Consider the following 19,587-nt stretch of genomic DNA (forward strand, 5'->3'; position numbering starts at 1 on the left):
CCTGGTCGAAGCTAGCCTTGCACCAGCTTGTGGGGCAGCAGGGCCGAGAGCGGTCTGGTCCCGTCGAGATAGCTTCGCAGCACCTTGCCGGCGGCGAGTGCTTCTGCATCGGCCGGCCCGAGTTCCCTCAATGCGCGCCGCGCCTCAGCCATCGACAGGCGATGGCGTCTGGCAAAATGCGGCACCAGCAGCCGTTGATCGAAGGTGAGGCCGCCCGACATCAATCAGCCTCCCCCGATGCCCGAGGCAGCGGCCCCGCTCGCATCGCGGTCTGTTGCAGCTTGGACTTGATCAGGTCTATTTCCTCCTGGCGGTTCGCCTCCCCCTCCTGCTCCGGCCAACGCTCCGGGGGAGCAGTCTCGGGGGTATCGAGCAGCGCTCCGACAGCAGCGGCGGTCAACGGCTTGCGCAGGAACGCCGCGCCCGGAAACAGCGCCGGGTCGGCTCGATCGCCCGATCGGATGATGAAGGCGAAACCTACACCTGCCGCCGATAGCAGCTCGGCGATCGGCGTTGCATCGGTACCGTCTCCCAGGTCCCGCTCGAGCAGTGCGAAATCCAATGCTTCGGGCCTGAGCTTTACCGCGTCCTCCAGGCCATGCGCGACTCCCACGACCTGATGGCCGCATTGTTCGATGAGCGATGCTACCGCACCGGCCTCGACGCCATCGCGTTCCAGGAGAAACACCCTTTTGCTTGCCATCTGACAACCCGCTCCGTGCCTACCGGAGCTAACTTGCTCGTTGCGCACCGGTTCCGAGGCGTGATTGCACGCAAGGCTCAGTCGATCTTCAGCCCCTCGTAGCCGACCGGAAACAGGAACTCGCCCCTGAGCACGCGCACGGGGCCGGCATCGTCGAAGGCACCGCTGTCATCCTGCTTGACGGTGTAGAGCTTCTCATTGCGGAACGCGCTGGCCACCACCTGCGTCGTGGTAGGCGGAACGCCATGCGCCCTGATGCTGGCTTCCTCGAGCGCCGCAACGGCGCGAGCCTCACCGGTGGAATGCGCCCTGACCACGACCTCTCCGTGGTTGAGGGCAAGTTGCCAGCCGGCATCCTCCGGCGGCGCTGAGGGGATGAGCCGATAGATGGTCATTTGCAGTCACCTGGCGTTGTTGAGATGGTGCCGCTCGCACGGCAGTGGTGATCAGTGCCACCGATCGACGTCGCGCGGGTTGCGCCGCTGCATTTCCTGCTCATAGATCTCGAGCGCCAGCGGGCTTTCGATGATCTCGAGCAGCCGGTCGATCGCCTCCTCCCGGCTGATGCCGCTCTCGGACGGCAGGTAGTCGTAGAGCACGTCCGATACCATCACGACGATATCGTCGGCGTTGACCGGCGGGTGGCCAAGCCGTTGTTCGGCTTCAATGTAGCGCTGCATCTGGGGCATCTGAGCCTCCTCGCGGTGAACCCTTGTGACGGGTGAACCAGGTCACCTCTGGTCGTTGTACGGCTGTTTGGTCTCTCCAACCATTCGCGCCAGTTCACTGAAGGGTGGCACCTCTCGCCCGCCGGCCATGTTATTGGCGAGCCGTAGCAGGCGAACCGGAAAGACGATCGCATCCCGGTTGGCCGGGGTCAGATCTTCCGCCACACGGTAATCGCCCAGGGCGGTTTCCTCCGCCATGGCCAGCACCCGATCGACCTCGTCGGTACCGACCAGGCCTTTACTCACCAGCAACTGGTGCATCAGCGCCATGGCCATGACCAATCCTTCGAGCTGCAGGTTTGCAGTATTCATCGATCCACCTCGTGGCGTTGTGATGAGCAACGTGCAGGCGCAGCGTCAGTTGCTCGTGAGCGCGGCTTCCCGTGAGGGCTCAGCTTCCAGTCCTGTCGTGCGGGGCGGCGACCGGCTTGGATTCCGGCGAATAGCGAAAGCGGAGGAAGATCGAGAGAACGACGATCACCGCAGTCGAGAGGAACTCGGATTGCCAGTTCTGGAAGGATTCAAACCAGAGCTGTGCGCTGAACAGGTGTTCGATCAGCGTGGCGGGCGCTTGCCCGTGCAGCGCTGCCTCCTCGTTTGCCGCGACCGCACTGCCCAACCAGTGCGCGACGAAAGAGGCGAGGAACAGCGCCACAAGCACGATGCCGAGCGAGTAGGAATAGAGCCACATCCACAGCCCGCCCGCCCGGACCGGCCAAGGCGTTCGCTTGTCGCGCTGCTTGCTGGCTGGATCTTCATCGACCTCCTCGTCACCGTGAGGGTCCTTCGATTCCGACGAGCCGCGCTGGAACAGAAATGCGGTGAGTACGACGTAGAACGACATCTGGAGAAACTCGCTCTCCCAGTTTTCGAACACCGCCGAGGCAAAGCTGCCGCTGAACAGGTACGACCAGAGGTCGGCTGTGGGAGCGCCGTGTTCAGCCAGATTGCTGTTCTCCACTTGCAGTCCCGCCAGCGCCATTCCCCCCAGCGACAGGGCGGTGAGCACCAGCAGAACAATGGTCAGTCCGTTATTTCGTAACCAGCTCATGGCGCGGCGGTATCCTCGGGAGGAACCCAACTTGGTCAGGTGCTCGAGGTTCCCCCCCGGCCGCGGCCGATTGGAGAGTCCGGAGCCGGCCACCCCATGCCCGCACATTTCGCTGCAACTGAATGCGTTGCAGCAGGTTGGTTCTTCCCGCAGGAGGTACCGATGATCACGCCGTTGCCGACCACCGCCGTTCGCTTGCGCCACCGGCGCGACGCCTGAGCGGGGTCAAGCATGTCCGTGGCGACAAGTGCCGACGAGCGTCGCGCCAGAAAAGCTCAAAAGCGCCTGAAGCAGCGGGAAATGACCCTGGTGCGGGCACAAAAGATGCACGAGGCGCGCCTGCGTGCCGAAGCCACGGGCCATAGATCGACGGTTGCGGATCCGCCGGCGTTGAATATCGGATGCTCGGGCTGGTTCTACTGGCATCTCAGGGGCAGCTTCTACCCCAGCCAGATGCCGACCAAGGACTGGTTCGCCCACTATGCCGAGCAGTTCGACACTGTGGAGCTGAATGCCCCGTTCTACTCCTGGCCAACCCTGGCAACGGTCGAGACCTGGCGCAGACAGGCCGAGGGAAGACGGATGCTCTATACCGTCAAGGCATCGGAACTTATCACCCACATCATGAAGTTCGAAGGAACTGAGACCCTGGTGCAGGACTTCGGCCATATCGCCGTCCTGCTCGGCCCTTTGATGGGCTGCCTGCTGTTCCAGCTGCCGCCCAGCTATCACTACTCGCGCGGGCGCCTCGACGGCATGCTGCAGCAATTGGATAAAGCGCGCCGCAACGTCGTCGAGTTTCGTCATTCGAGCTGGTGGAACGACGAGGTCTATGAGGCCTTCCAGGCAGCCGGCGCCATCTTCTGCTCCTCGAGCGCCCCTCGCCTGCCCGACCCCGTCATCAGGACTGCCGATGATATCTACGTTCGCTTTCATGGCGTCGAGAGGTGGTATCGCCACGACTACAGCCAGGACGAGCTGCTCGATTGGGCACGGCGCATCCGCGCCGTCGGGGCAAAGCGGGTGTGGGTCTACTTCAACAACGACTTCGACGGCTACGCGATCAAGAACGCCATCATGCTGTCCAGGCTGCTGCGCCACTAACCGGCAACATCGCAAGACAGAAGGCGGCGGTCCCGATAGCGACCGCCGCCTTCCCATCCTGGGAGCGACCCTCAGGACACGACCTGAACCTCGCGCGCCCGCTTCGGTTGCACCGCCGCTCCCGGTTTGTCAGATGTGGCCATGGGCCTGCAGCAGCGTCCGCAGGGCCTGGCCCTGCGGGGTGTTCTGTTCGCGCGGCAGATACTCCTCGAGCGGCATGTCTCGCGGGTTGCCGCCTGACGAAGCATTGGGCTGATGGCGCACGGTGGAGCCGTCATGCCCGCCGACCAGCAGCCACTGGTCGCCATTTTCACTGCTGTAGAAAACCAGATCACTCTCAATCGACATCGGAAGTCTCCTCGCGAGCCCAATGCCGCGCCTGTCTCAACGTGCGAGAGCGCAGATGGTGGCAAAGGCGCGCTCTTTTGCAGCGCCGCCCTGCCCGCTCAGTCGAAGCGGTTGGCGGCTGGTGGGTCGCTGGCCGGAAACGACTCGTCGGAGGCTTCGTCGAGCAGCGTCCAGGGTCGCTTGGGGCGATCGCGCATTTCCTCGGGGCCGGCCGCGCGAATCTGCACATCGCTTTCGCGGGTGCCGACGGCCTTGCCGTCGCGAAATGCGGCTTTGGGTTTCTTGGGCGGGGGAGCATCCAGGCGCATTATGTCAGCCTCGCTGTTGAGCAACACCAATGATGTTCGCTCGGGAAAGGTTGCTCGCCCCCGAAATTCAAGCGGCCGTAAACTGCGCGCGCTTCGATTGGAACCCACGCACGACCGGCAAGTTGATCAAGGGCGATCGAAGCGCGTCAACCGGACATGGCGGCACAGGGAACAGGTCGGGTTTTTCCGGTTTCCCCACTTGGCCAACGAAACGGCAGCCGAGCCCTTGCCCCGCCCGCTTTGCTCGCATCTCGCCGACGACGTGATCTCGTCGTTGTGGCGCCAGTCGGGAAAGCCTACCTAAGGCAGATGAAGCAGGACGCAGATGGCGCTGAGTTGGTCGAGCTATGGACGCTGCCCTTTGCTGCGAGGCTGGGCTCGTCGATCCGATCCAAGGGCCTCTATCTCGAAATTCGCGCCCGTCTCCCGGTAGCGGCCAGGAAGTCGCTTTCGGTGAAGGCGGGCGAACTGGCGCTTCGCATGCCGCAAACCGCATCGAAGCAGTTTGCGGCGACATCGGCGCTTGTCTCCCGAGCCCTCGAGGGCATCGAGAGCCTGCCGGTGATCCCGCGTGAGATCGAGGATATCCTGGGCATTTCGACCACCGAGCGCCACCGCTGGCTGAAGGATGGGCGGTTGCCTAGCGCCGGCACCCGCAGCGTGAAACTGCGCGGCCGCGCGAGGAAAGTGACCTTCCACGTGTTCGACCCCCGGGTTGTCGAAGACATCCTCGACCGGGGATTGATCGACACCTGGCGCGAGGACGACGCCGTGACCGCCGCCGAGAACCGGCGCAAGGCCGCCTGGAAGGCGAAACTCACCAGGGCGCGAAAGACCGCCGGCGAGGCCGTGCCCCGCCAGCCTGACGGCGAGCCCTCGGCTCACGACGACGAGGATCGCTTCAAGCTACGAGGCTGGGCCGAATTCGAACGCGACATGATGTAGCGTTGAGCGGGGCCGCAAAGCTGGCGACGGTCAAACCAGCGCATTCAGCGCCCGTTGATCGCCGTGAACAGTGCGGCGCTCATCTGCTCCAGCGTATAGGGCTTATCGATGATGGCGGAGCCGGGCGCGACATCGGCCTGCACGCCATAGCCAGTCGCATAGACGATCGGGATACCCAGATCCTGGAGACGCTTGGCGACTGGCGTGCTCGGCAGGCCGCCGATATTCACGTCGAGCAAGGCCGCATCCATGCGACTGCCATCGAGCAGACCCAACGCCACATCGATGCGATGGGCGGGCCCCACGACCACGGCGCCAAGCTCCTCCAGAGCATCGACCACCTCCATGGCGAGGAGGTATTCGTCTTCCAGGACGAGGATGTGTTTGCCGGCGAGCGTCGTCATGCGGCGGGGGTTTCGTGCTGACGCGCGATCACGGTGCACTGCAACCCCTCAGGGCGGTAATCCATCCGGACATCGGCGTTGAATTCGGCGCCAAGCGCCTTCTCGATCATGGTGGAGCCAAAACCCCGCCGCGTCGGCTTGGGGACCGGCTCGATGCCATGCTCGGACCACCTGAGCGTCAGCCATCGATCCGGCTGGTCGGTGGTTTCCCAGGAGAAATCCACCGAACCACCGGTGGAGCGCAGCGAGCCGTATTTCACCGCGTTGGTGTAGAGTTCATGCAGTGCCATGGCGGTCGTTACCGCCTGCTTGGGAGCAAGTTGCACCAGGGGGCCGCTGATCCGCACCCGGATATCGGCGTCGCCATTGACGGATTTGCGGGCGACCTCCTCCAGCGACGCGCTTTGCCAGCTCTCGGCAGCCAGCAGATTATGCGCCTGGGCCAGGGCCGACAGCCGTCCTTCGAAGGCTTTGACCTTCGGCTCTCCCGTGGCGAGCCCTTTGAAAGTCTGCCGCGCCACCGACTGGACCACCGCCAGGGTGTTCTTCACCCGATGGTTCAACTCGTTGATCAGCAGCTGCTTGTGGAGGTCGGCTTCCTCGCGTTCGGTGACGTCGACATTGACGCCGATCATGCCGTCGAATCCGCCGCCCTCATTGAGATGCGGCCGCGCCACGGTTTCGAGCACCCGGTAGGTGCCGTCGCTGCGCCGATAGCGCCCCTTGACGTGCGCACTCGAATTCTCCGTCACCGCCGCCTGCATCGCCTTGATGATGCCGCTACGATCCTCCGGATGGATGGTGTGGCTCCAGTCGAATGAACCGAGATCTTCAACGCCCCAGAAGCTGCGCAGCATCTGGTTGAGGTGGAGGCAACGCCCAGTGCTGTCGGCGATCCAGATCATGATCGGCGCGTCTTCGGACATCCGCCTGAAGCGATCCTCGCTCTCGCGGATCTGCTGTTCAGCCGCACTGCGCGCCTGTTCGGCACGATAGCGCTCAAGGCTGAAGCCCACTTGCCGCGCGATGGCGACCGCCAGGTCGCGCTCGTGCTGAGTGAAGCCGTGCGGGTCCGGCAGGTAAGTCATGAACTTGCCGACGACCTCGCCCTTGGCCATCAGCGGGATGAACCCGAGGGCGGTGATGCCCTCCGATTTTATGGTGCGCTTCAGCCAATCCGCCTCATCGGTCTCGGCGATATCGGGGACGAAGATCGGCACCGCGTTCCGATCGCCGGGCTTCCATGGCGTGTGCCCATCGACGGCCTTGCGGTAGCTCTCGGACAAGCCGCGCCAGGCCACAAACCGCATTTCGCCGTGGGTGTCGAACAGCAGGATGGAGGCGCGCCGGCAGCCGAGCATATCGCCGATGGCATCGAGGGCGGCTTCGTAGACATCGTCAAGCGCCTCGGCGCGATACAGCCGGTCGGTCAGCCGAAGCAGGGCCGCCGTATCCTCGCCATCGGTGCGCACCAGAACACTTTCGCTCGCAGACATATCACCCCTCGCCCCACGCCCAAGCGCAGCAACGCGCTGTTGCTGAATAAGTTCCCGCCCCGCAGTTAGCGCATTGGCACCGGCGGTCCCGGACGTCGGGGTAGAGCGCGCCACGGTGGATCGATTAACAAACTGATGTGCATTGGAGGCCGCGTCGTGACAGGCTTGCTCCAAACGGGAGGTTGCCATGGATCGCGAGTGGTGGGTCGGCCGAGTGCTGCCGGGCTTTGTCGGAGCCCTGATTTTCTTCATTCTATTGCTGATCTGGAACAGCATTACGGGCGGGACGATCGTCAGCGCCTTTGGCGGAGCCAGATCCTCCGACATCGAGGCCGTCCAGCTGCTTGCCGGGCCTGCTGGTCCGAAGGGGGATGTCGGCCCCGCCGGTCCAAAGGGTGACACCGGTGCGGCAGGCCCCGCCGGGCCCGTTGGCGAGACCGGGCCGGTTGGGCCGGCCGGGAGCACCGGGCCGGTTGGCCCCGCTGGCCCCAAGGGTGATTCCGGACCGATCGGTCCGAAAGGCAATGCCGGCCCGACGGGTCCGGCCGGTCCGAAGGGAGACGCGGGCCCGATTGGACCCAAGGGCGATGTTGGTCCGGTCGGACCTGCCGGCCCGAAGGGCGACCCGGGCGTAGCTGGTCCGCGGGGTAATGCCGGCCCCGCCGGTCCGAAGGGGGACACCGGGCCAATCGGTCCTGCGGGGCCCATGGGAGAGATCGTGCCGGCCACTCCGTCGCAATAGGGGAGCGTCGCTGACGGGCCGGGCGGCCCGGAGTTGCAGACCGACAAGTAGCAACCGGACCCCCACTCGGAGGTGCAGTAGGGGTCCGGCGGCACAGTGAGGTCTGAAGCGAAGGGAGTCGTCACTCAGACGCTGACTAAATCTTCTCTGCCGGCGATGGTTCCCCCAGCGGCTGGCGCCCCGCCTTCCCCGCCGCCGTGCCCTCGGTTGCGAGGAGAAACTGATCGCTGATCCCGACGTTGTGCGTCATCAACGAGGGAGGCCGCGATGGCTGACGACAAAAAGAAAGTAGGCCGCCCGGATCGGTCGCGTGTGGCCCAGAGCGAAGACTATGAAGTGAACGACTTCGCCCATAAGCACGGCATCAGCGCACAACGCGCCCTGGAAATCATCGCCGAAGCCGGCGGCAGCCGGGACCGCGCCGATGAGATCGCGAGACGTTCCGCTTGAACGATGCCGGGGAGCGGCAACGGGATGCGCACTGTCTGCGGTGCCATCCCGCTGCCCATGGTGATCCGCCGGCCGTTTCCATTCTAGCTCTGCGAGTAGGGATTTCTGGCCCGCTTGCGCTCCTTGGCCGTCCTGGCCTTGGCAATCGCGGCCTCTACTCGCTGCTGTTCCCGCCAGCCATGGGTCCCCTCGATGGCGCGGTCACGAGCTCGAAGCTCGAGAGCGTGCCGGGTCGCCTCTTCGACGGTGGTGGTAGCGACGCTGAGACTGTGGGCACCGCCGGGGGCGCCATAGGGCTTTTCGGACATGGGGAGACTCCGGGATGATGGAGTTCAAGACGATATGCCCCGGTCTGAAACGGGCACAAGCCACGACCGATTGCGGTCTGCCCAGCTCGATCACACTAACCGCTCAATTGTTGCAGATGCGCCGACAGCGAAATCCAAGCTTGCAAGCGGGCCAGGCCGTTCGCTTCCTCCGGCAAAAAAATGAGCCGGCAGCACTCCTCCCGAAGCTCCCGGCTCAACAGTCACCGGCGGCGACCGGCGAAGGGGGCACTGTGCCTCAGTTGTGCACGCCTGAAATTCACATTTGATTGGCAGTGAGGCTGACCAAGTGGAGGTCGCGCCAATGTCGGGCGTCAATGCCGATCGACACCGCCCGCCGGGGGGCAACAAAAAACGAAACACACCCAGGACGACCGGACACGCCACGCGGCGGCTCAGGCGGAAGGCGCTTCGTCGCCATCCGGGCGCCACACCAGCTCCTGCTTCATGTCCGCATCCTGCACGATCACCTGCACATACGGCTCGTTGGTGGCGCGTGCAGCTTCGATGGCCGCGTCGATCGCCGCCTGGCGCGAAGTAAAGTGCGCGAAGATGCTTCCACGGAATGTGTACTGCCAGATGTCATCGCGGTGGTTGACGATGAAGTGGTGCTGATTGGCCATGTCGGGTCCTCCTCAGCCGACTTGAACGTCGGGGCGGCAACCTTGTTGCTCGAAGGGTGAAACATGGCCGGCGCTTTGCGCCCATGTGGAGCTGTGTCATGGACTGTCGACCACCCTGCGCGCCCCGGAACCGCCCCGCGCCTGACTGAGGGTCAAGCGGCAGTTGGTGGCTTGTTCAGGCGACCTGGTGTGCGCCCCATGCCGCGAGGTTCGCGGGTATGCCTGCCAGCTTGTCGATATCGACGGTCTGCGCCTGGTCGACCAGCACCCTGCCCGCGAGCGTGAGAAGAGCGCAGCCGTCTGCGGTGATCATGATCCAGCCCTTGGAAATCAGCGGCAGGGTCAGGTGGGGCGGTACACCCGACCCATGCTCGGCCAACCTGACCAAGGCAACTATTTCAGCTGGGGTTGGTCCTGCGAGCACGGCATCGCGCATAGTCAATCTCCTGGTTTGCAGGAGACCAGAATGATTTCGATGCCGGCGAGTTCCACGGGCAGGACGACCGCGCTTGCCACGCCAAATTTTTCTGCCGCGCTGAGCACCCGAAGCCAAGTTTGGGGCTGCTCCGGGCACTCAGTTCCGCCGCATCGCTTAGGACGGCGAATTCGCTGGAAGTACTCCGCTACGGCCTCGGGCCTCGCGCGCGAAATTTCACGACTGTCAGTGAAACCAGGTCAGTCGCGGCGCGCCAATTCGGCGCCCGGCAGGCAGACGAGTGGTTCACTCTGATCGCGCGTCGATTGTGGTCTGCCGCTCCTCCGAATCAAAGACGACGATGTCCGAAGCTCCGGCCAAACGCAGTTCGCGAACCAGTTCGGCAGCCTGCGCCTGGGATTTCACCTCTAGTCTGCCCGTACCAGTCTGCATTCGGTACGTTACTACATAGGCAGCCGAACGCTGCTTGGTGGCACGCCCGATCTTTCTGGAAACAAACCACATACGTTCCCACCCTTGTGGCTCGCATCTCGCTGATACCACCGAAATGCTCGCATAGGATTAATCTGGCCGCCGTTGCGGCACCCATCCGGATGACGGGATGCCGGCCGCCTTGAACGCAGTGGCCAGCCTGCCGGCGACGAGCGCCCTCCTATGATCCGGTGATCACCGCGCATTGGCCGAACCTGCAATTTCGCTGAAAGCAACGTCAGTGGCCCGTCACCGCATATAGGGTATGACGCTGCTGCTCGGTTGATCAAACCCTCATCCGGCACGGCGGCACCGCGACAAACTACTTCGCCCCACAGCGGTGCCGCCACCCCTCGGTGACGGCCCTGGCTCGGCACGTGGTTTCTCACAGGGTGAGGCAATGAACGAACCGAAGCTGCAATGGTGGGTTTTTCCGACATTCCTGTTCCTGATGATCGCCGCTGCCGCCATCGGCGTTGCGCTCGGGGTGCTTATTCAAGGCACCTGATTGCGAGGTCGACGGCGCGCCGGCTGTGCCAGCTTCGGACCTGTCTCCATCGCTCAAGCGGTAAGTTCTATCCAAGCCGGCGCGTGGTCACTGGGCTTGTCCCAACCGCGTGTCTCGACGTCGACACCGGCGTCGCGGAGCGAGCCACGCAATGACGGGCTGATCAGCACGTGGTCCATCCGCAGGCCCGAGCTTCGGTCGTAGCCGCCTCGGTATGAGAAATTCCAGTAAGTGTAGATGCCCTTGTCAGGGTGGATGACCCTGAGAGCGTCGATCCAGCCCTGTTCGAGGAGCCTCGCATAAGCTGTTCGCGCTTCCGGGAACATCACCGCGTCCCAAACCCATCGGCCAGGCACGACTGCATCGATGTCCGTTGGCACCACGTTGAAGTCGCCACAAAGCACGGTCGGTGCGCCAGCCGCCAGCAGCGCCCGCGCATGGTCGAGCAGGCGTTCGAACCAGCGCATCTTGTACTCGAATTTCGGTCCGGGAGCGGGGTTGCCATTGGGCAGGTAAAGGCATCCGACGATGAGATCACCGACCTGGGCCTCGAGATAGCGGCTGTGAGTATCGTCTGGATCTCCGGGCAAGCCGCGGCGGCGCTCGATGGGTGCGGTCCCACGAGCCAGGATGGCGACCCCGTTGTAGGATTTTTGTCCATGCCAGATCGAGTGGAACCCCGCCTCCGTGATGGCAGCTTCGGGGAACTTCTCATCAGAGGTTTTCAGCTCCTGCAGGCACACTACATCGCTCTCGGTTTCGGCCAGCCACCTCAGCAGCACCGGCAACCGTCCATTGATGCCATTAACGTTGAAGGTGGCGAGTGTAGTCATTGCCGAGGATCCTTCGATTGGGCCAGTGGCCCATAGGGATGGTCAGTGTCGCTTCAGGCCGGCGTCTTCCATCGCGTCGTCAATGGCTTCCGCAGCTTCTTGCTCGACGCGCTTTCGCTCTTCCTCGATCTCTCGCGCATCGAGGTGCTCGAGCCCGACGACCTTGTTGGTGGCGGGCGAGTGTTCGATCAGGTAGTCGAGCTTGACGTGCAGGGCCGCCTCGCTGCGCGCGCCGGCGACAAGAATAACGCCGCTGATCACGATAGCCGCGACCGACAGGAAGATATTGAAGGCGAACATGAAGCCTTCATTGAACTGCATTGCGGCCCCAATCCCGATGCCCACCATCAAAGCCACAAACGTGGCGACGAACCCCCGCCAGTCCGACAGGAAGTCGGCGAGGCGGTAAATCAGTCCGCTGATGCGGCTGGCAGGTGCTTGCTTCATGGTGGCATCGATAACGTGCCTGATGGGATTTGGATGCGGGCCCGCGGGGGGCGATCAGCCCGGCGCGATTACCAGTGATCGCGATCTTGACGCGACGACGTCGGTTTATGTCGCGTGGCAACCTTGCCCTGCTCGCCGAAGTTGACCTCCTCAGCATCAAGGAGAGCACCATGGCATCCAAAGCTACAGCTCAGCGGCAGCGGGACATTCAGGCAGAGGTCGCGACAGCCGATGCCGCCACCCCAAAAAAACGGGAAGTGGCCATGCAGGCGGGCGCCCGCCCCTACCCTGAACCGCCATTTCCGAAGCAGCATCAGCCCAAGCCGGGAGCCGAGTTCAAACTGGATCCCGCCCCGCTCTATGACGCGCCGTTCTATCTTGGCTCGAAGAAGCTCGCCGGAAAGGTAGCTTTGATCACCGGCGGCGACTCCGGCATCGGTCGGGCGGTTGCCGTGCTATTTGCCCGTGAGGGCGCCGACGTGGTGATCGCACATCTCTCCGAGGACCGAGATGCGGCGGAAACCAAGGCCGCAGTCGAAAATGAGGGCCGCAGCGCCATCGTGATCAAAGGTGATGTGCGCAATCGCGCCTTCTGCGAGGATGCAGTCGAGCAGACCATCGCGGCGTTCGGCCACCTCGACGTCCTGATCAACAACGCCGCCTTTCAGGTCCACACCAAGCGTATCGAGGACCTGAGCGAAGAGCATTTCGACGAAACGCTGAAGACCAACCTCTACGGCTATTTCTTCATGGCGCAGGCGGCAGCCAAGGTGATGAAGGCGGGCTCGGCCATCATCAATACGGGCTCGGTCACCGGCATCGAGGGTAGCCCGGCGCTACTGGATTATTCCATGACCAAGGGCGGCATCCACGCCTTCACCCGGTCACTGGCGGGTCAATTGTTGGAGCGGCATATCCGGGTTAACTGCGTCGCGCCGGGGCCAGTATGGACCCCGCTCAATCCCTCCGACAAGGAGGCCGATGACGTCAGCAAGTTCGGTTCAAAGGTGCCGATGAAGCGTCCGGCGCAACCGGAAGAAATCGCGCCAGCCTATGTCTTTCTCGCCAGCCCGCAGATGTCGAGCTACATCACCGGAGAAATTCTGCCCATCATCGGCGGCTATGGCGGCGGCTAAGCCGAACCGAAGCCGGCTCAGTCCCCGAGGAACCTCTGGAGAGCCCTCGCCAGTTCGTCCGGCGCCTCTTCGGCCATGTGGTGCCCACTGTCGATCGCGTGGCCGGTCACGGCAGGCGCCCAGCGTCGCCAGATCGTGAGAGGATCGCCGTATAGCAGTTCCATGTCGTCGCGTTTGGACCACAGGTGCAGCGTCGGACAAGCTATGGTTCTCCCCGCGGCGCGATCGGCCTCATCGTGGCTTCGATCGATCCCCAGGCCGGCACGATAGTCTTCGACCATGCCGTACACGGTGGCCGGATCCGACGTGGCGGACCGGAAGTCGCGGTAGGCTTCTTCACCCATGAACTCGGGCGTTGCCGCGTACCACGCAACGGGATCTGCGAGGATGGCGCGCTCCGGTTTTTCCGGCTGCGCGAAGAAGAACCAATGCCACCACAGCTCGGCAAACCGGGCGTCGCACCGTTCCAGTGCCTCGACGATAGGGACGCCGTCCAGCACGGCCAGCTTTGTGATCTTGTCGGGGTGATCCAGGGCCGCGCGAAAAGCGACATAGCTGCCTCGGTCATGGCCGACGATGGCAAACCTGTCATGGCCCAGCCGCGCCATCAGCTCGATACAGTCACGCGCCTTCGCCCGCTTCGACGATCCGGCGTGATCCGGCGCATCGGCGGGGTGGCTCGATTGGCCGAAACCCCTGAGGTCGGGACACACCACGCTGAAGGATGGGGCAAGACGATCCGCCACCTGCCCCCAGGTCATGTGGGTGCGGGGGTGGCCATGCAACAGCAGCACCGGCGGCCCCTTTCCACCATGACGCACCCTCAGGCGGGCCTCGGATAGATCGACGAAATCGAGCTCGAATCCTTCGAACATCCCTCGTACCTCTGCACCTGATCGGGGGTTTCTAGCTGGTCGCAGTAATCGCGACGCGGATCGCAACGCTGCTGCCGAACAACAGCAGGCCGAGATAACCCATGAGCGGATCGGCGTCGTGGCGACCGACAAACGGTACTTCCCGGGGAAGACCGTACTTCACCATGATCGCTGCACCGGGAACATTCAACGCCAACAACATCCATGCCGCAACTTGCACGCGACCCCTCGCGGACTGAAATCATCCCTCCCCACCATAACGGCTTCAGCGACCCCGTCGGCAAGTGCTGAACCATCCCGCTCTTTCTGCGTTCGCAACGCAAAGCAACCAAAGGAGACGATGATGCCCGCCACTCAATCAAGCCGAGGTCGTTCGCTGGATCGCGCCATGGTCGCTGGCGGTCAGGACCTCGAAGTTCGCTACGACAGCAAGAAGACTGGCGCCACGCGGTCAAGCCGGCGGTGACGTCCGCTGGCATCAGCCGTCCGAAGGTGTAGCAAGCTTGGCACCTGATGTCCCCACGCTATCAATGATGGAGATTTCCATGTCTGCACTGACCACCCACGAACAGATCAAGGACCGCGCCTACACCCTCTGGGAGGCCGACGGCCGACCGGAAGGGCGAGACAAACATTACTGGGAGAGCGCCGAACGGCAGCTTTCCGAAGAGCTTGGCCTGGATCTTTCAGCCGAGCAGACCGAGGTAGAACAGCCACCGCTGGTGGCGGGGTTTCCAAGCCATTGATGCCCCAGCGCCGACCTAAACTGTTGTGTGAACCAACGTCCGCTGCCGACGTTTCTCAAGCTCCCGACCACGAGGAGATCCAACCATGGCAATCACGAGCCGTGTACGAGCCCAGGACTGGGCCAAGGTGAGCATTGCTGCAGCAATATTCTTGATGGGTGTTTCGTCGGGCGCGTCTGCGCAGGATCGCACCATCGAGGGCAAACCGGTCCCCGACGATCAGGTGGCGGCAGTCGAGAAACTCTGTGCTGAGTTGCAACTTCAGCAAGGTGCGACCGGCACGCAAGAGCCTGAGACCAGCATGGATCAGACCACGGAGGACAAGCTCAAATCCGATGCCGAGGTGGCGGGCGAGCTGGACCTGTCGTCCATCACGCTTGAGCAATGCGTAACGGGTGGGTTTGTCCAACAGGGTACAAACACCAACCAGTAGCGCGGCAATTGCCCGCAAACTTGATCAAATGCAACCAACTCGACTCTGGTGGGTGCGGTAGTGTCTGTCGCGGGGGCCGACATGCACGAGAACCATTTTCGGGAATCGTTATTCGCCTCGACGTCGATCAAACCCTTTGCCACCCGCCTACACAGTCTTCGTCTCGATTTTCTAGAAGTTCTCCGCACCCTCGGCGACACAAACCTCCACATCCTCCATCGGTCCCGCGCCGTCAGCCGGCTAGACGACTTGGAATCCCAGGCGGCAACCCTGCTCGAGGACTTCCTGAAGACGGCACCGTCAGAGGACCCAACGGGCAAATTTGGCGATTTCAAGCTTCGGCTTGAATCCTTCCTTGCCGAGTTTGCCGCTCAACGCGGGCTCGACTGAACAGTCGCCGCATCGCCTGCGGCGACCCCGGCAGGAAAGTTCGTTTCGGTCGTCAATATCAAATGACAATCTTCCGAGTAATTTGATCCGGAACGAAGCTCAAACGGCAAGGTTGGTTTGTCCTAGGGATGATCCTTAGCGGAGAAACAAAATGGCCAACCAGCAGAGTTCAAGCGGCAACAAGTCATCGGGCAACGGCAACTCGTCCGGTAACGGAAACAAGTCTGGCAGCTCCCAGTCTAAAGGCTCCGGCAGCGAGAAATCGTCGTCCGGCACGCAGGGCGGCACCCGGGAGCAGCATGCCGAAGCCGGTCGCCAGAGCCACAAGAACGACAAGTAACCACCCGCCGGCCCGCTCCTTTTTAGGGGCGGGCCTTTCCTTGGGAGGACACCATGTCCAAGGCATACTCGGAGGACCGTTTCCCGTCCCCGCGGATTCCACCGAAGCTGAAGAATACTGCACGAACCCCGCCCGTGCATGAGAAGCTGCCCCGTATGACGAAGGAAGCGATCTTCGATGAGGACCGCGAACGCTCGGCAACGTGGGGCGTGCATCAGCAGGACGAGCAGAACTAGCGGTGGGCATCGCTTCGCTTTGTGCAGGGAGTGCCTTGGTCCCCCAGCTTGCGACCCGCTACGACAAGAAGAGTCGTCGGGCTCTCCTGCTCACCCGTCGCTGCCCTAACGCGTTTCGGAAGTCGTGAGGCTCTACGACCGCTCCCATCGGAACAACCGTGCGCATAAGGCGTTGCCCTCGTTATTCGACGGAGGTGATCGTGGCAGTTCGACCATACTGGAAAGGCTACCTGAAGCTGTCGTTGGTGACGTGCGCAGTGACGCTCTCGCCGGCGACCACAGAGGGCAACCGCGTTCGCTTCCACACTCTCAACCGCACCACCGGTGACCGGATCTACACCCGGTACGTCGACGCCGAGACCGGGCGGACGGTGGATGACGATCACCAGGTGAAGGCGTACGAGAAGGCCGAAGACGAGTTCGTCATCCTTGAGGATGAGGAACTCGACGCCGTCAAACTCGACAGCGTCCGCACCATCGACATCGACGAATTTGTCGAGGCCGATACCGTGGAGTGGACCTATTTCGACACGCCCTATTTCGTGGTGCCGGCCGACGAGGTCGGTGAAGAGGCTTTTTCCGTCATTCGCGAGGCGATGGCCGAACAGAACGTGGTGGGTATCTCTCGCCTCGTCCTCGGCAATCGCGAGCGCGCAGTGATGCTGCAGCCCTGGGATACCGGCATATTGCTCTGGACGCTCCGCTTCGGCGACGAAGTGCGGGATGAAGACGAGTATTTCGAGAAGGTCGACGAGGCAAAACCCGACAAGGAAATGCTCAGCATGGTCGAGAAGATCATCGAGGAGCGCACAGCCGCCTGGAACAAGGACATGGTCAAAGACCCCGTGCAGGCCAAGCTCAAAGAGATCATCAAGGCCAAGGAGTCGCCTAAGCGGAAATCGAAGCCTGCAAAGGCCGAGGCCGAGGCCGAGCCCGAAGCTCCCACCAATGTCATCAATCTCATGGCCGCTTTGAAGAAGAGCCTGGAGAACAGGCCCGGTCAGCAAGCCAAAGGCGGGCGCTAACCCGCCTTTCGCTGTGCGGGAGCAGTTTTCTTAGCTGGCGCAGTCTTGTTCGTTTTCGACTTGCTGGCAGAACGACGCGGCGCCGACTCGCCCTTGGCGCCGGCGCTGAGCCGTAGCGCCTCAAGCAGGTCGTTCTTCTTCGTTGGCTTGGGAGGACGAAGTGGCACAATCTTCTTGCCGTTGATCTTGGCCTGCACCAGATCGGCCAGAGCCTCCTCATAGCGATCGTCGAACTTGCTCGGGTCGAACTCGCCGGCCTTCGTCTTCAGAATATGCTTGGCCAGATCGAGCATTTCCGGCTCGATCTTGCTCTTCTTGATCCCTTTGAAGGCGTCGGACGCGGAACGGACCTCGTAGTCGAAGTTCAGCGTAGTTGCGATCAACCCGTCGTGGTGTGCACGGATCAGAACCGGCCTCAGCCGCCGGAACAACACGGCGTGCGCGATTGCGGCCGCCTTTCGCTCTCGCAACGCCTCGCGGATCAGGACGAAGGTTTCGTTCCCAATGTCGGTGGTCGGCAGCAGGTAATAGGGTTTGTCAAAGTAGGTGGGCTCGATTTTGTTGCAGGCAATGAATTGGTCGACCGTGAGAGCCTTGTCACTGTTCGGCACCGCGGCTGCGATCTCCTCGGGCTCGAGCACCACGTATTGGCCATCGCCGGTCTCGTAGCCCTTCACCTGGTCCTCGTGCTCGACCGGCTTGTCCGTTTTCTCATCGACATAGAGCCGCTTGAGGCGGTTTCCGGTGCTCCGATTGACCATGTGGAGCGAGATGCGCTCCGACTGCGACGCGGCTGCGTACATCGACACCGGGCACACGATCTCCGCGATCTTGATGACACCCTTCCAGATTGCTCGAGCTGCCAATTTGCGCGACCTCCGTTGAGACCTCACAACGGTTGGAGAGCGAGCCTGTTCCCTCCCCGGAGCTGGGAAGGGCCGGCGGTCTGGCGCACACCCTCACCCCGCCCTTCTCTATCCCTGCCGACCGATGGACAGTTGGGGCTATAGGCGCGGGAGGGATCCTTGAGGGTGCCCGCAGCGCCGGCGGTAAGTCCAGCTTGGTGAGGCCTGACTTATGGCCTGGCTTTGACTGTGTAAGCCGGACCCGGCTGGGAGGGACAGCGGGGCCCGGCGGCACACAGGGCCCGAGGCCAGGGAGGGGCAACCTCAGGCCAGATTCCAACCTCAGGAATGCGATTTGGTTCCGACGCTGTCGGCCCTCGACAACGACGGAACCTGCTGACCCTACGGAAGTTTGAGGCTGCAACGGGAGCCTCAAAATGTACGAAGAAAACTCGTCACCCTCGCGCGTCATGAGTCCGCTGATCACTCAGCGGAAGCTGGCAAGGGAGAGGGTTGCACCTTACCTGCCTGACCTGAAGCACTGGCGGAGCAAGTCGCTGCAGTTGCGCGCCATGCACAACTCTCGCCATCAAACGGCGGACGCACTGGCTGCCGGCGAAATGCAGCTGGCCGCTTTGCGAAGAGAGATGGAAATGACCCGTCAGGCGTTCATTCTTGAGATGGATGACATCCGTGAAATGCCTGCTGTCGTCGACTATCTTGCGGCCCTCGATAATCTGATACGGGGCTGAGGGACTGGTGCTTAGCCGCCAAACAGGTGGGTAAGGTTGCCGACCAGATAGATACCGGCTGCGATGAGCGCGACGGTCACAAGCCACGCGACGATCATCCATCCAATGCCGTACCGCCCCCTAAGCACGATGCTCCTCCCCAGGCCGGATCATCCGCCGTCTGCCATGGCCCATGCATCGAGCTGCACCATACCGCCCTTTTCCTTAGCTGCAACAGTTCGTGTTCAAACGCGGAGGGCATGATTGCAACCAAGCTTCTCGTGCCACGTATTCCGTGACTGGTGGAGGCTATCATGCGGTACTACTTCGACATTTTCGATGGCGCGGGCTGGGCCCGAGACGACGTTGGCGTGGAATGCGCTAGCGACCGAAGGGCCCGTCACCAGGCGGTGCTGGCACTGACCGAGCTTGCCCGTGAATTGCTGCCGTCCGATGGCCCGTCGAAAGAACTCATCATCCGGGTGAGGCACGGCAACGACGCAGCCTTCTCAGTTCGGCTGGCCTTCGATACATCGGCGGGACCGGCACTGGCCGATCCCTCACTTGTCGCCTGAACAAGATCAGCCTCTCAAGGGCCAGTGCCCGGTCAACAGGGCATAGATCACCCCGCCCGCCAGGGTTGCGCCTATAGCCACAGCGCCAATTTCTGCCCACCGGGGCAACCCCTTCTTGAACAGTAGCGGTGCGTAAATGGCGAGAGCCAGCAGTAGTGTCGCGACAGCGACATGGACCAGCAACTGATAGGCAGCGACCACTCCCACCTCCCCATTCCGCGTCATAAACCGCGCGCTTGTGCGGCGGTTCCCGTCCGAGGCTGCGGGAACTGCAATTTCGCTGACGCTCGCACTCAGTCGGACGTCAGACAGTGTCTGGTAGTGTCGGCAAA

The 19,587-nt window shown here is 62.7% G+C and carries 30 protein-coding genes; 12 read left to right on the top strand and 18 right to left on the bottom strand.

The window, feature by feature from the left end:
• Window positions 1–11: 11 nt before the first annotated feature.
• From ACSQ23_RS25670 to ACSQ23_RS25695, 6 genes are all read right to left on the bottom strand, one after another.
• Entirely contained in the window at window positions 12–221 is a 210-nt protein-coding gene (locus ACSQ23_RS25670) for a hypothetical protein (RefSeq protein ID WP_436092331.1), read from the bottom strand.
• Window positions 221–703, bottom strand: a complete 483-nt coding sequence (locus tag ACSQ23_RS25675) for a hypothetical protein (RefSeq protein ID WP_055883924.1) — start codon at window positions 701–703, stop codon at window positions 221–223. Before ACSQ23_RS25675 ends, ACSQ23_RS25670 begins: the two co-directional genes overlap by 1 nt.
• 77 nt (window positions 704–780) lie before the next feature.
• Window positions 781–1,098 carry a hypothetical protein gene (locus tag ACSQ23_RS25680; protein ID WP_055883927.1) on the bottom strand — a complete coding sequence of 106 codons (318 nt, stop codon included), beginning with the start codon at window positions 1,096–1,098 and terminating at the stop codon, window positions 781–783.
• A gap of 51 nt (window positions 1,099–1,149) precedes the next feature.
• Window positions 1,150–1,392: a hypothetical protein gene (locus tag ACSQ23_RS25685; RefSeq protein WP_055883930.1), complete on the bottom strand. Its 243-nt coding sequence runs from the start codon at window positions 1,390–1,392 to the stop codon at window positions 1,150–1,152.
• Window positions 1,393–1,434: 42 nt separating this feature from the next.
• On the bottom strand, window positions 1,435–1,743 hold the full coding sequence (locus ACSQ23_RS25690) for a hypothetical protein (RefSeq protein WP_055883933.1): 309 nt from the start codon (window positions 1,741–1,743) through the stop codon (window positions 1,435–1,437).
• 79 nt (window positions 1,744–1,822) lie between these two features.
• A complete protein-coding gene (locus ACSQ23_RS25695; protein ID WP_055883936.1) occupies window positions 1,823–2,482 on the bottom strand; it encodes a DUF6766 family protein in 660 nt (219 codons plus the stop codon).
• A 231-nt stretch (window positions 2,483–2,713) separates the two neighbouring features.
• Between ACSQ23_RS25695 and ACSQ23_RS25700 the strand changes: the two genes are divergently transcribed.
• Window positions 2,714–3,586, top strand: coding sequence for a DUF72 domain-containing protein (locus ACSQ23_RS25700; RefSeq protein ID WP_436092332.1), 873 nt, complete (start codon window positions 2,714–2,716; stop codon window positions 3,584–3,586).
• A 129-nt stretch (window positions 3,587–3,715) separates the two neighbouring features.
• Here the strand turns inward: ACSQ23_RS25700 and ACSQ23_RS25705 are convergent, their stop codons facing one another.
• Entirely contained in the window at window positions 3,716–3,934 is a 219-nt protein-coding gene (locus ACSQ23_RS25705) for a hypothetical protein (protein ID WP_055883942.1), read from the bottom strand.
• Window positions 3,935–4,032: 98 nt separating this feature from the next.
• Window positions 4,033–4,242, bottom strand: coding sequence for a hypothetical protein (locus tag ACSQ23_RS25710; RefSeq protein ID WP_055883945.1), 210 nt, complete (start codon window positions 4,240–4,242; stop codon window positions 4,033–4,035).
• Window positions 4,243–4,551: 309 nt separating this feature from the next.
• Here ACSQ23_RS25710 and ACSQ23_RS25715 point away from each other — a divergent pair, with 309 nt between their 5' ends.
• The gene (locus tag ACSQ23_RS25715; RefSeq protein ID WP_436092333.1) at window positions 4,552–5,187 is read left to right on the top strand and encodes a hypothetical protein; all 636 of its coding nucleotides are present in this window, start codon (window positions 4,552–4,554) and stop codon (window positions 5,185–5,187) included.
• Between the two features lie 44 nt (window positions 5,188–5,231).
• Here the strand turns inward: ACSQ23_RS25715 and ACSQ23_RS25720 are convergent, their stop codons facing one another.
• Together ACSQ23_RS25720 and ACSQ23_RS25725 are read right to left on the bottom strand one after the other, a co-directional pair.
• Entirely contained in the window at window positions 5,232–5,591 is a 360-nt protein-coding gene (locus ACSQ23_RS25720; protein WP_056001751.1) for a response regulator, read from the bottom strand.
• Window positions 5,588–7,087 carry a sensor histidine kinase gene (locus ACSQ23_RS25725; protein WP_436092334.1) on the bottom strand — a complete coding sequence of 500 codons (1,500 nt, stop codon included), beginning with the start codon at window positions 7,085–7,087 and terminating at the stop codon, window positions 5,588–5,590. Before ACSQ23_RS25725 ends, ACSQ23_RS25720 begins: the two co-directional genes overlap by 4 nt.
• A 1,009-nt stretch (window positions 7,088–8,096) precedes the next feature.
• Between ACSQ23_RS25725 and ACSQ23_RS25730 the strand changes: the two genes are divergently transcribed.
• A complete protein-coding gene (locus ACSQ23_RS25730) occupies window positions 8,097–8,279 on the top strand; it encodes a DUF3606 domain-containing protein (protein ID WP_069912621.1) in 183 nt (60 codons plus the stop codon).
• An 83-nt stretch (window positions 8,280–8,362) separates the two neighbouring features.
• Here the strand turns inward: ACSQ23_RS25730 and ACSQ23_RS25735 are convergent, their stop codons facing one another.
• From ACSQ23_RS25735 to ACSQ23_RS25755, 5 genes are all read right to left on the bottom strand, one after another.
• Window positions 8,363–8,587 carry a hypothetical protein gene (locus ACSQ23_RS25735; RefSeq protein WP_055883962.1) on the bottom strand — a complete coding sequence of 75 codons (225 nt, stop codon included), beginning with the start codon at window positions 8,585–8,587 and terminating at the stop codon, window positions 8,363–8,365.
• Between the two features lie 413 nt (window positions 8,588–9,000).
• The gene (locus ACSQ23_RS25740; protein WP_055883966.1) at window positions 9,001–9,228 is read right to left on the bottom strand and encodes a DUF2188 domain-containing protein; all 228 of its coding nucleotides are present in this window, start codon (window positions 9,226–9,228) and stop codon (window positions 9,001–9,003) included.
• Between the two features lie 175 nt (window positions 9,229–9,403).
• On the bottom strand, window positions 9,404–9,664 hold the full coding sequence (locus ACSQ23_RS25745) for a hypothetical protein (protein ID WP_436092335.1): 261 nt from the start codon (window positions 9,662–9,664) through the stop codon (window positions 9,404–9,406).
• 1,032 nt (window positions 9,665–10,696) lie between these two features.
• On the bottom strand, window positions 10,697–11,476 hold the full coding sequence (xth, locus tag ACSQ23_RS25750; RefSeq protein ID WP_436092336.1) for an exodeoxyribonuclease III: 780 nt from the start codon (window positions 11,474–11,476) through the stop codon (window positions 10,697–10,699).
• 42 nt (window positions 11,477–11,518) lie between these two features.
• A complete protein-coding gene (locus ACSQ23_RS25755; RefSeq protein WP_056001766.1) occupies window positions 11,519–11,923 on the bottom strand; it encodes a low affinity iron permease family protein in 405 nt (134 codons plus the stop codon).
• Window positions 11,924–12,093: 170 nt separating this feature from the next.
• Here ACSQ23_RS25755 and ACSQ23_RS25760 point away from each other — a divergent pair, with 170 nt between their 5' ends.
• Window positions 12,094–13,059, top strand: a complete 966-nt coding sequence (locus ACSQ23_RS25760; protein WP_055884430.1) for an SDR family oxidoreductase — start codon at window positions 12,094–12,096, stop codon at window positions 13,057–13,059.
• Window positions 13,060–13,076: 17 nt separating this feature from the next.
• Here the strand turns inward: ACSQ23_RS25760 and ACSQ23_RS25765 are convergent, their stop codons facing one another.
• Together ACSQ23_RS25765 and ACSQ23_RS25770 are read right to left on the bottom strand one after the other, a co-directional pair.
• Window positions 13,077–13,934 carry an alpha/beta fold hydrolase gene (locus ACSQ23_RS25765; RefSeq protein ID WP_436092337.1) on the bottom strand — a complete coding sequence of 286 codons (858 nt, stop codon included), beginning with the start codon at window positions 13,932–13,934 and terminating at the stop codon, window positions 13,077–13,079.
• 31 nt (window positions 13,935–13,965) lie between these two features.
• Window positions 13,966–14,154: a hypothetical protein gene (locus ACSQ23_RS25770; RefSeq protein ID WP_436092338.1), complete on the bottom strand. Its 189-nt coding sequence runs from the start codon at window positions 14,152–14,154 to the stop codon at window positions 13,966–13,968.
• A 325-nt stretch (window positions 14,155–14,479) separates the two neighbouring features.
• Between ACSQ23_RS25770 and ACSQ23_RS25775 the strand changes: the two genes are divergently transcribed.
• The 6 genes from ACSQ23_RS25775 to ACSQ23_RS25800 all read left to right on the top strand — a co-directional run bounded on the left by ACSQ23_RS25775 (window position 14,480) and on the right by ACSQ23_RS25800 (window position 17,104).
• On the top strand, window positions 14,480–14,680 hold the full coding sequence (locus tag ACSQ23_RS25775) for a DUF2934 domain-containing protein (protein ID WP_055883984.1): 201 nt from the start codon (window positions 14,480–14,482) through the stop codon (window positions 14,678–14,680).
• 85 nt (window positions 14,681–14,765) lie between these two features.
• Window positions 14,766–15,113 carry a hypothetical protein gene (locus ACSQ23_RS25780; protein ID WP_436092339.1) on the top strand — a complete coding sequence of 116 codons (348 nt, stop codon included), beginning with the start codon at window positions 14,766–14,768 and terminating at the stop codon, window positions 15,111–15,113.
• Between the two features lie 81 nt (window positions 15,114–15,194).
• A complete protein-coding gene (locus ACSQ23_RS25785; protein WP_156387408.1) occupies window positions 15,195–15,503 on the top strand; it encodes a hypothetical protein in 309 nt (102 codons plus the stop codon).
• A gap of 151 nt (window positions 15,504–15,654) precedes the next feature.
• Window positions 15,655–15,843: a hypothetical protein gene (locus ACSQ23_RS25790; RefSeq protein ID WP_055883993.1), complete on the top strand. Its 189-nt coding sequence runs from the start codon at window positions 15,655–15,657 to the stop codon at window positions 15,841–15,843.
• A gap of 53 nt (window positions 15,844–15,896) precedes the next feature.
• Entirely contained in the window at window positions 15,897–16,079 is a 183-nt protein-coding gene (locus ACSQ23_RS25795; protein WP_156384720.1) for a hypothetical protein, read from the top strand.
• A 200-nt stretch (window positions 16,080–16,279) separates the two neighbouring features.
• Window positions 16,280–17,104, top strand: coding sequence for a Ku protein (locus ACSQ23_RS25800; RefSeq protein WP_055883996.1), 825 nt, complete (start codon window positions 16,280–16,282; stop codon window positions 17,102–17,104).
• Here ACSQ23_RS25800 and ACSQ23_RS25805 read toward each other — a convergent pair.
• Window positions 17,101–17,970: a Ku protein gene (locus ACSQ23_RS25805; protein ID WP_436092340.1), complete on the bottom strand. Its 870-nt coding sequence runs from the start codon at window positions 17,968–17,970 to the stop codon at window positions 17,101–17,103. The two genes, ACSQ23_RS25800 and ACSQ23_RS25805, sit on opposite strands and share 4 nt — an antisense overlap.
• Before the next feature lie 416 nt (window positions 17,971–18,386).
• Between ACSQ23_RS25805 and ACSQ23_RS25810 the strand changes: the two genes are divergently transcribed.
• On the top strand, window positions 18,387–18,701 hold the full coding sequence (locus ACSQ23_RS25810) for a hypothetical protein (protein ID WP_436092341.1): 315 nt from the start codon (window positions 18,387–18,389) through the stop codon (window positions 18,699–18,701).
• Window positions 18,702–18,994: 293 nt separating this feature from the next.
• Complete coding sequence (locus ACSQ23_RS25815) at window positions 18,995–19,255, top strand: DUF6894 family protein (RefSeq protein ID WP_055884006.1); 261 nt, start codon at window positions 18,995–18,997, stop codon at window positions 19,253–19,255.
• The last annotated feature ends 332 nt before the right edge of the window (window positions 19,256–19,587 follow it).

The sequence above is a fragment of the Devosia sp. LjRoot16 genome, from assembly GCF_964252795.1.
Lineage (GTDB): Bacteria > Pseudomonadota > Alphaproteobacteria > Rhizobiales > Devosiaceae > Devosia_A.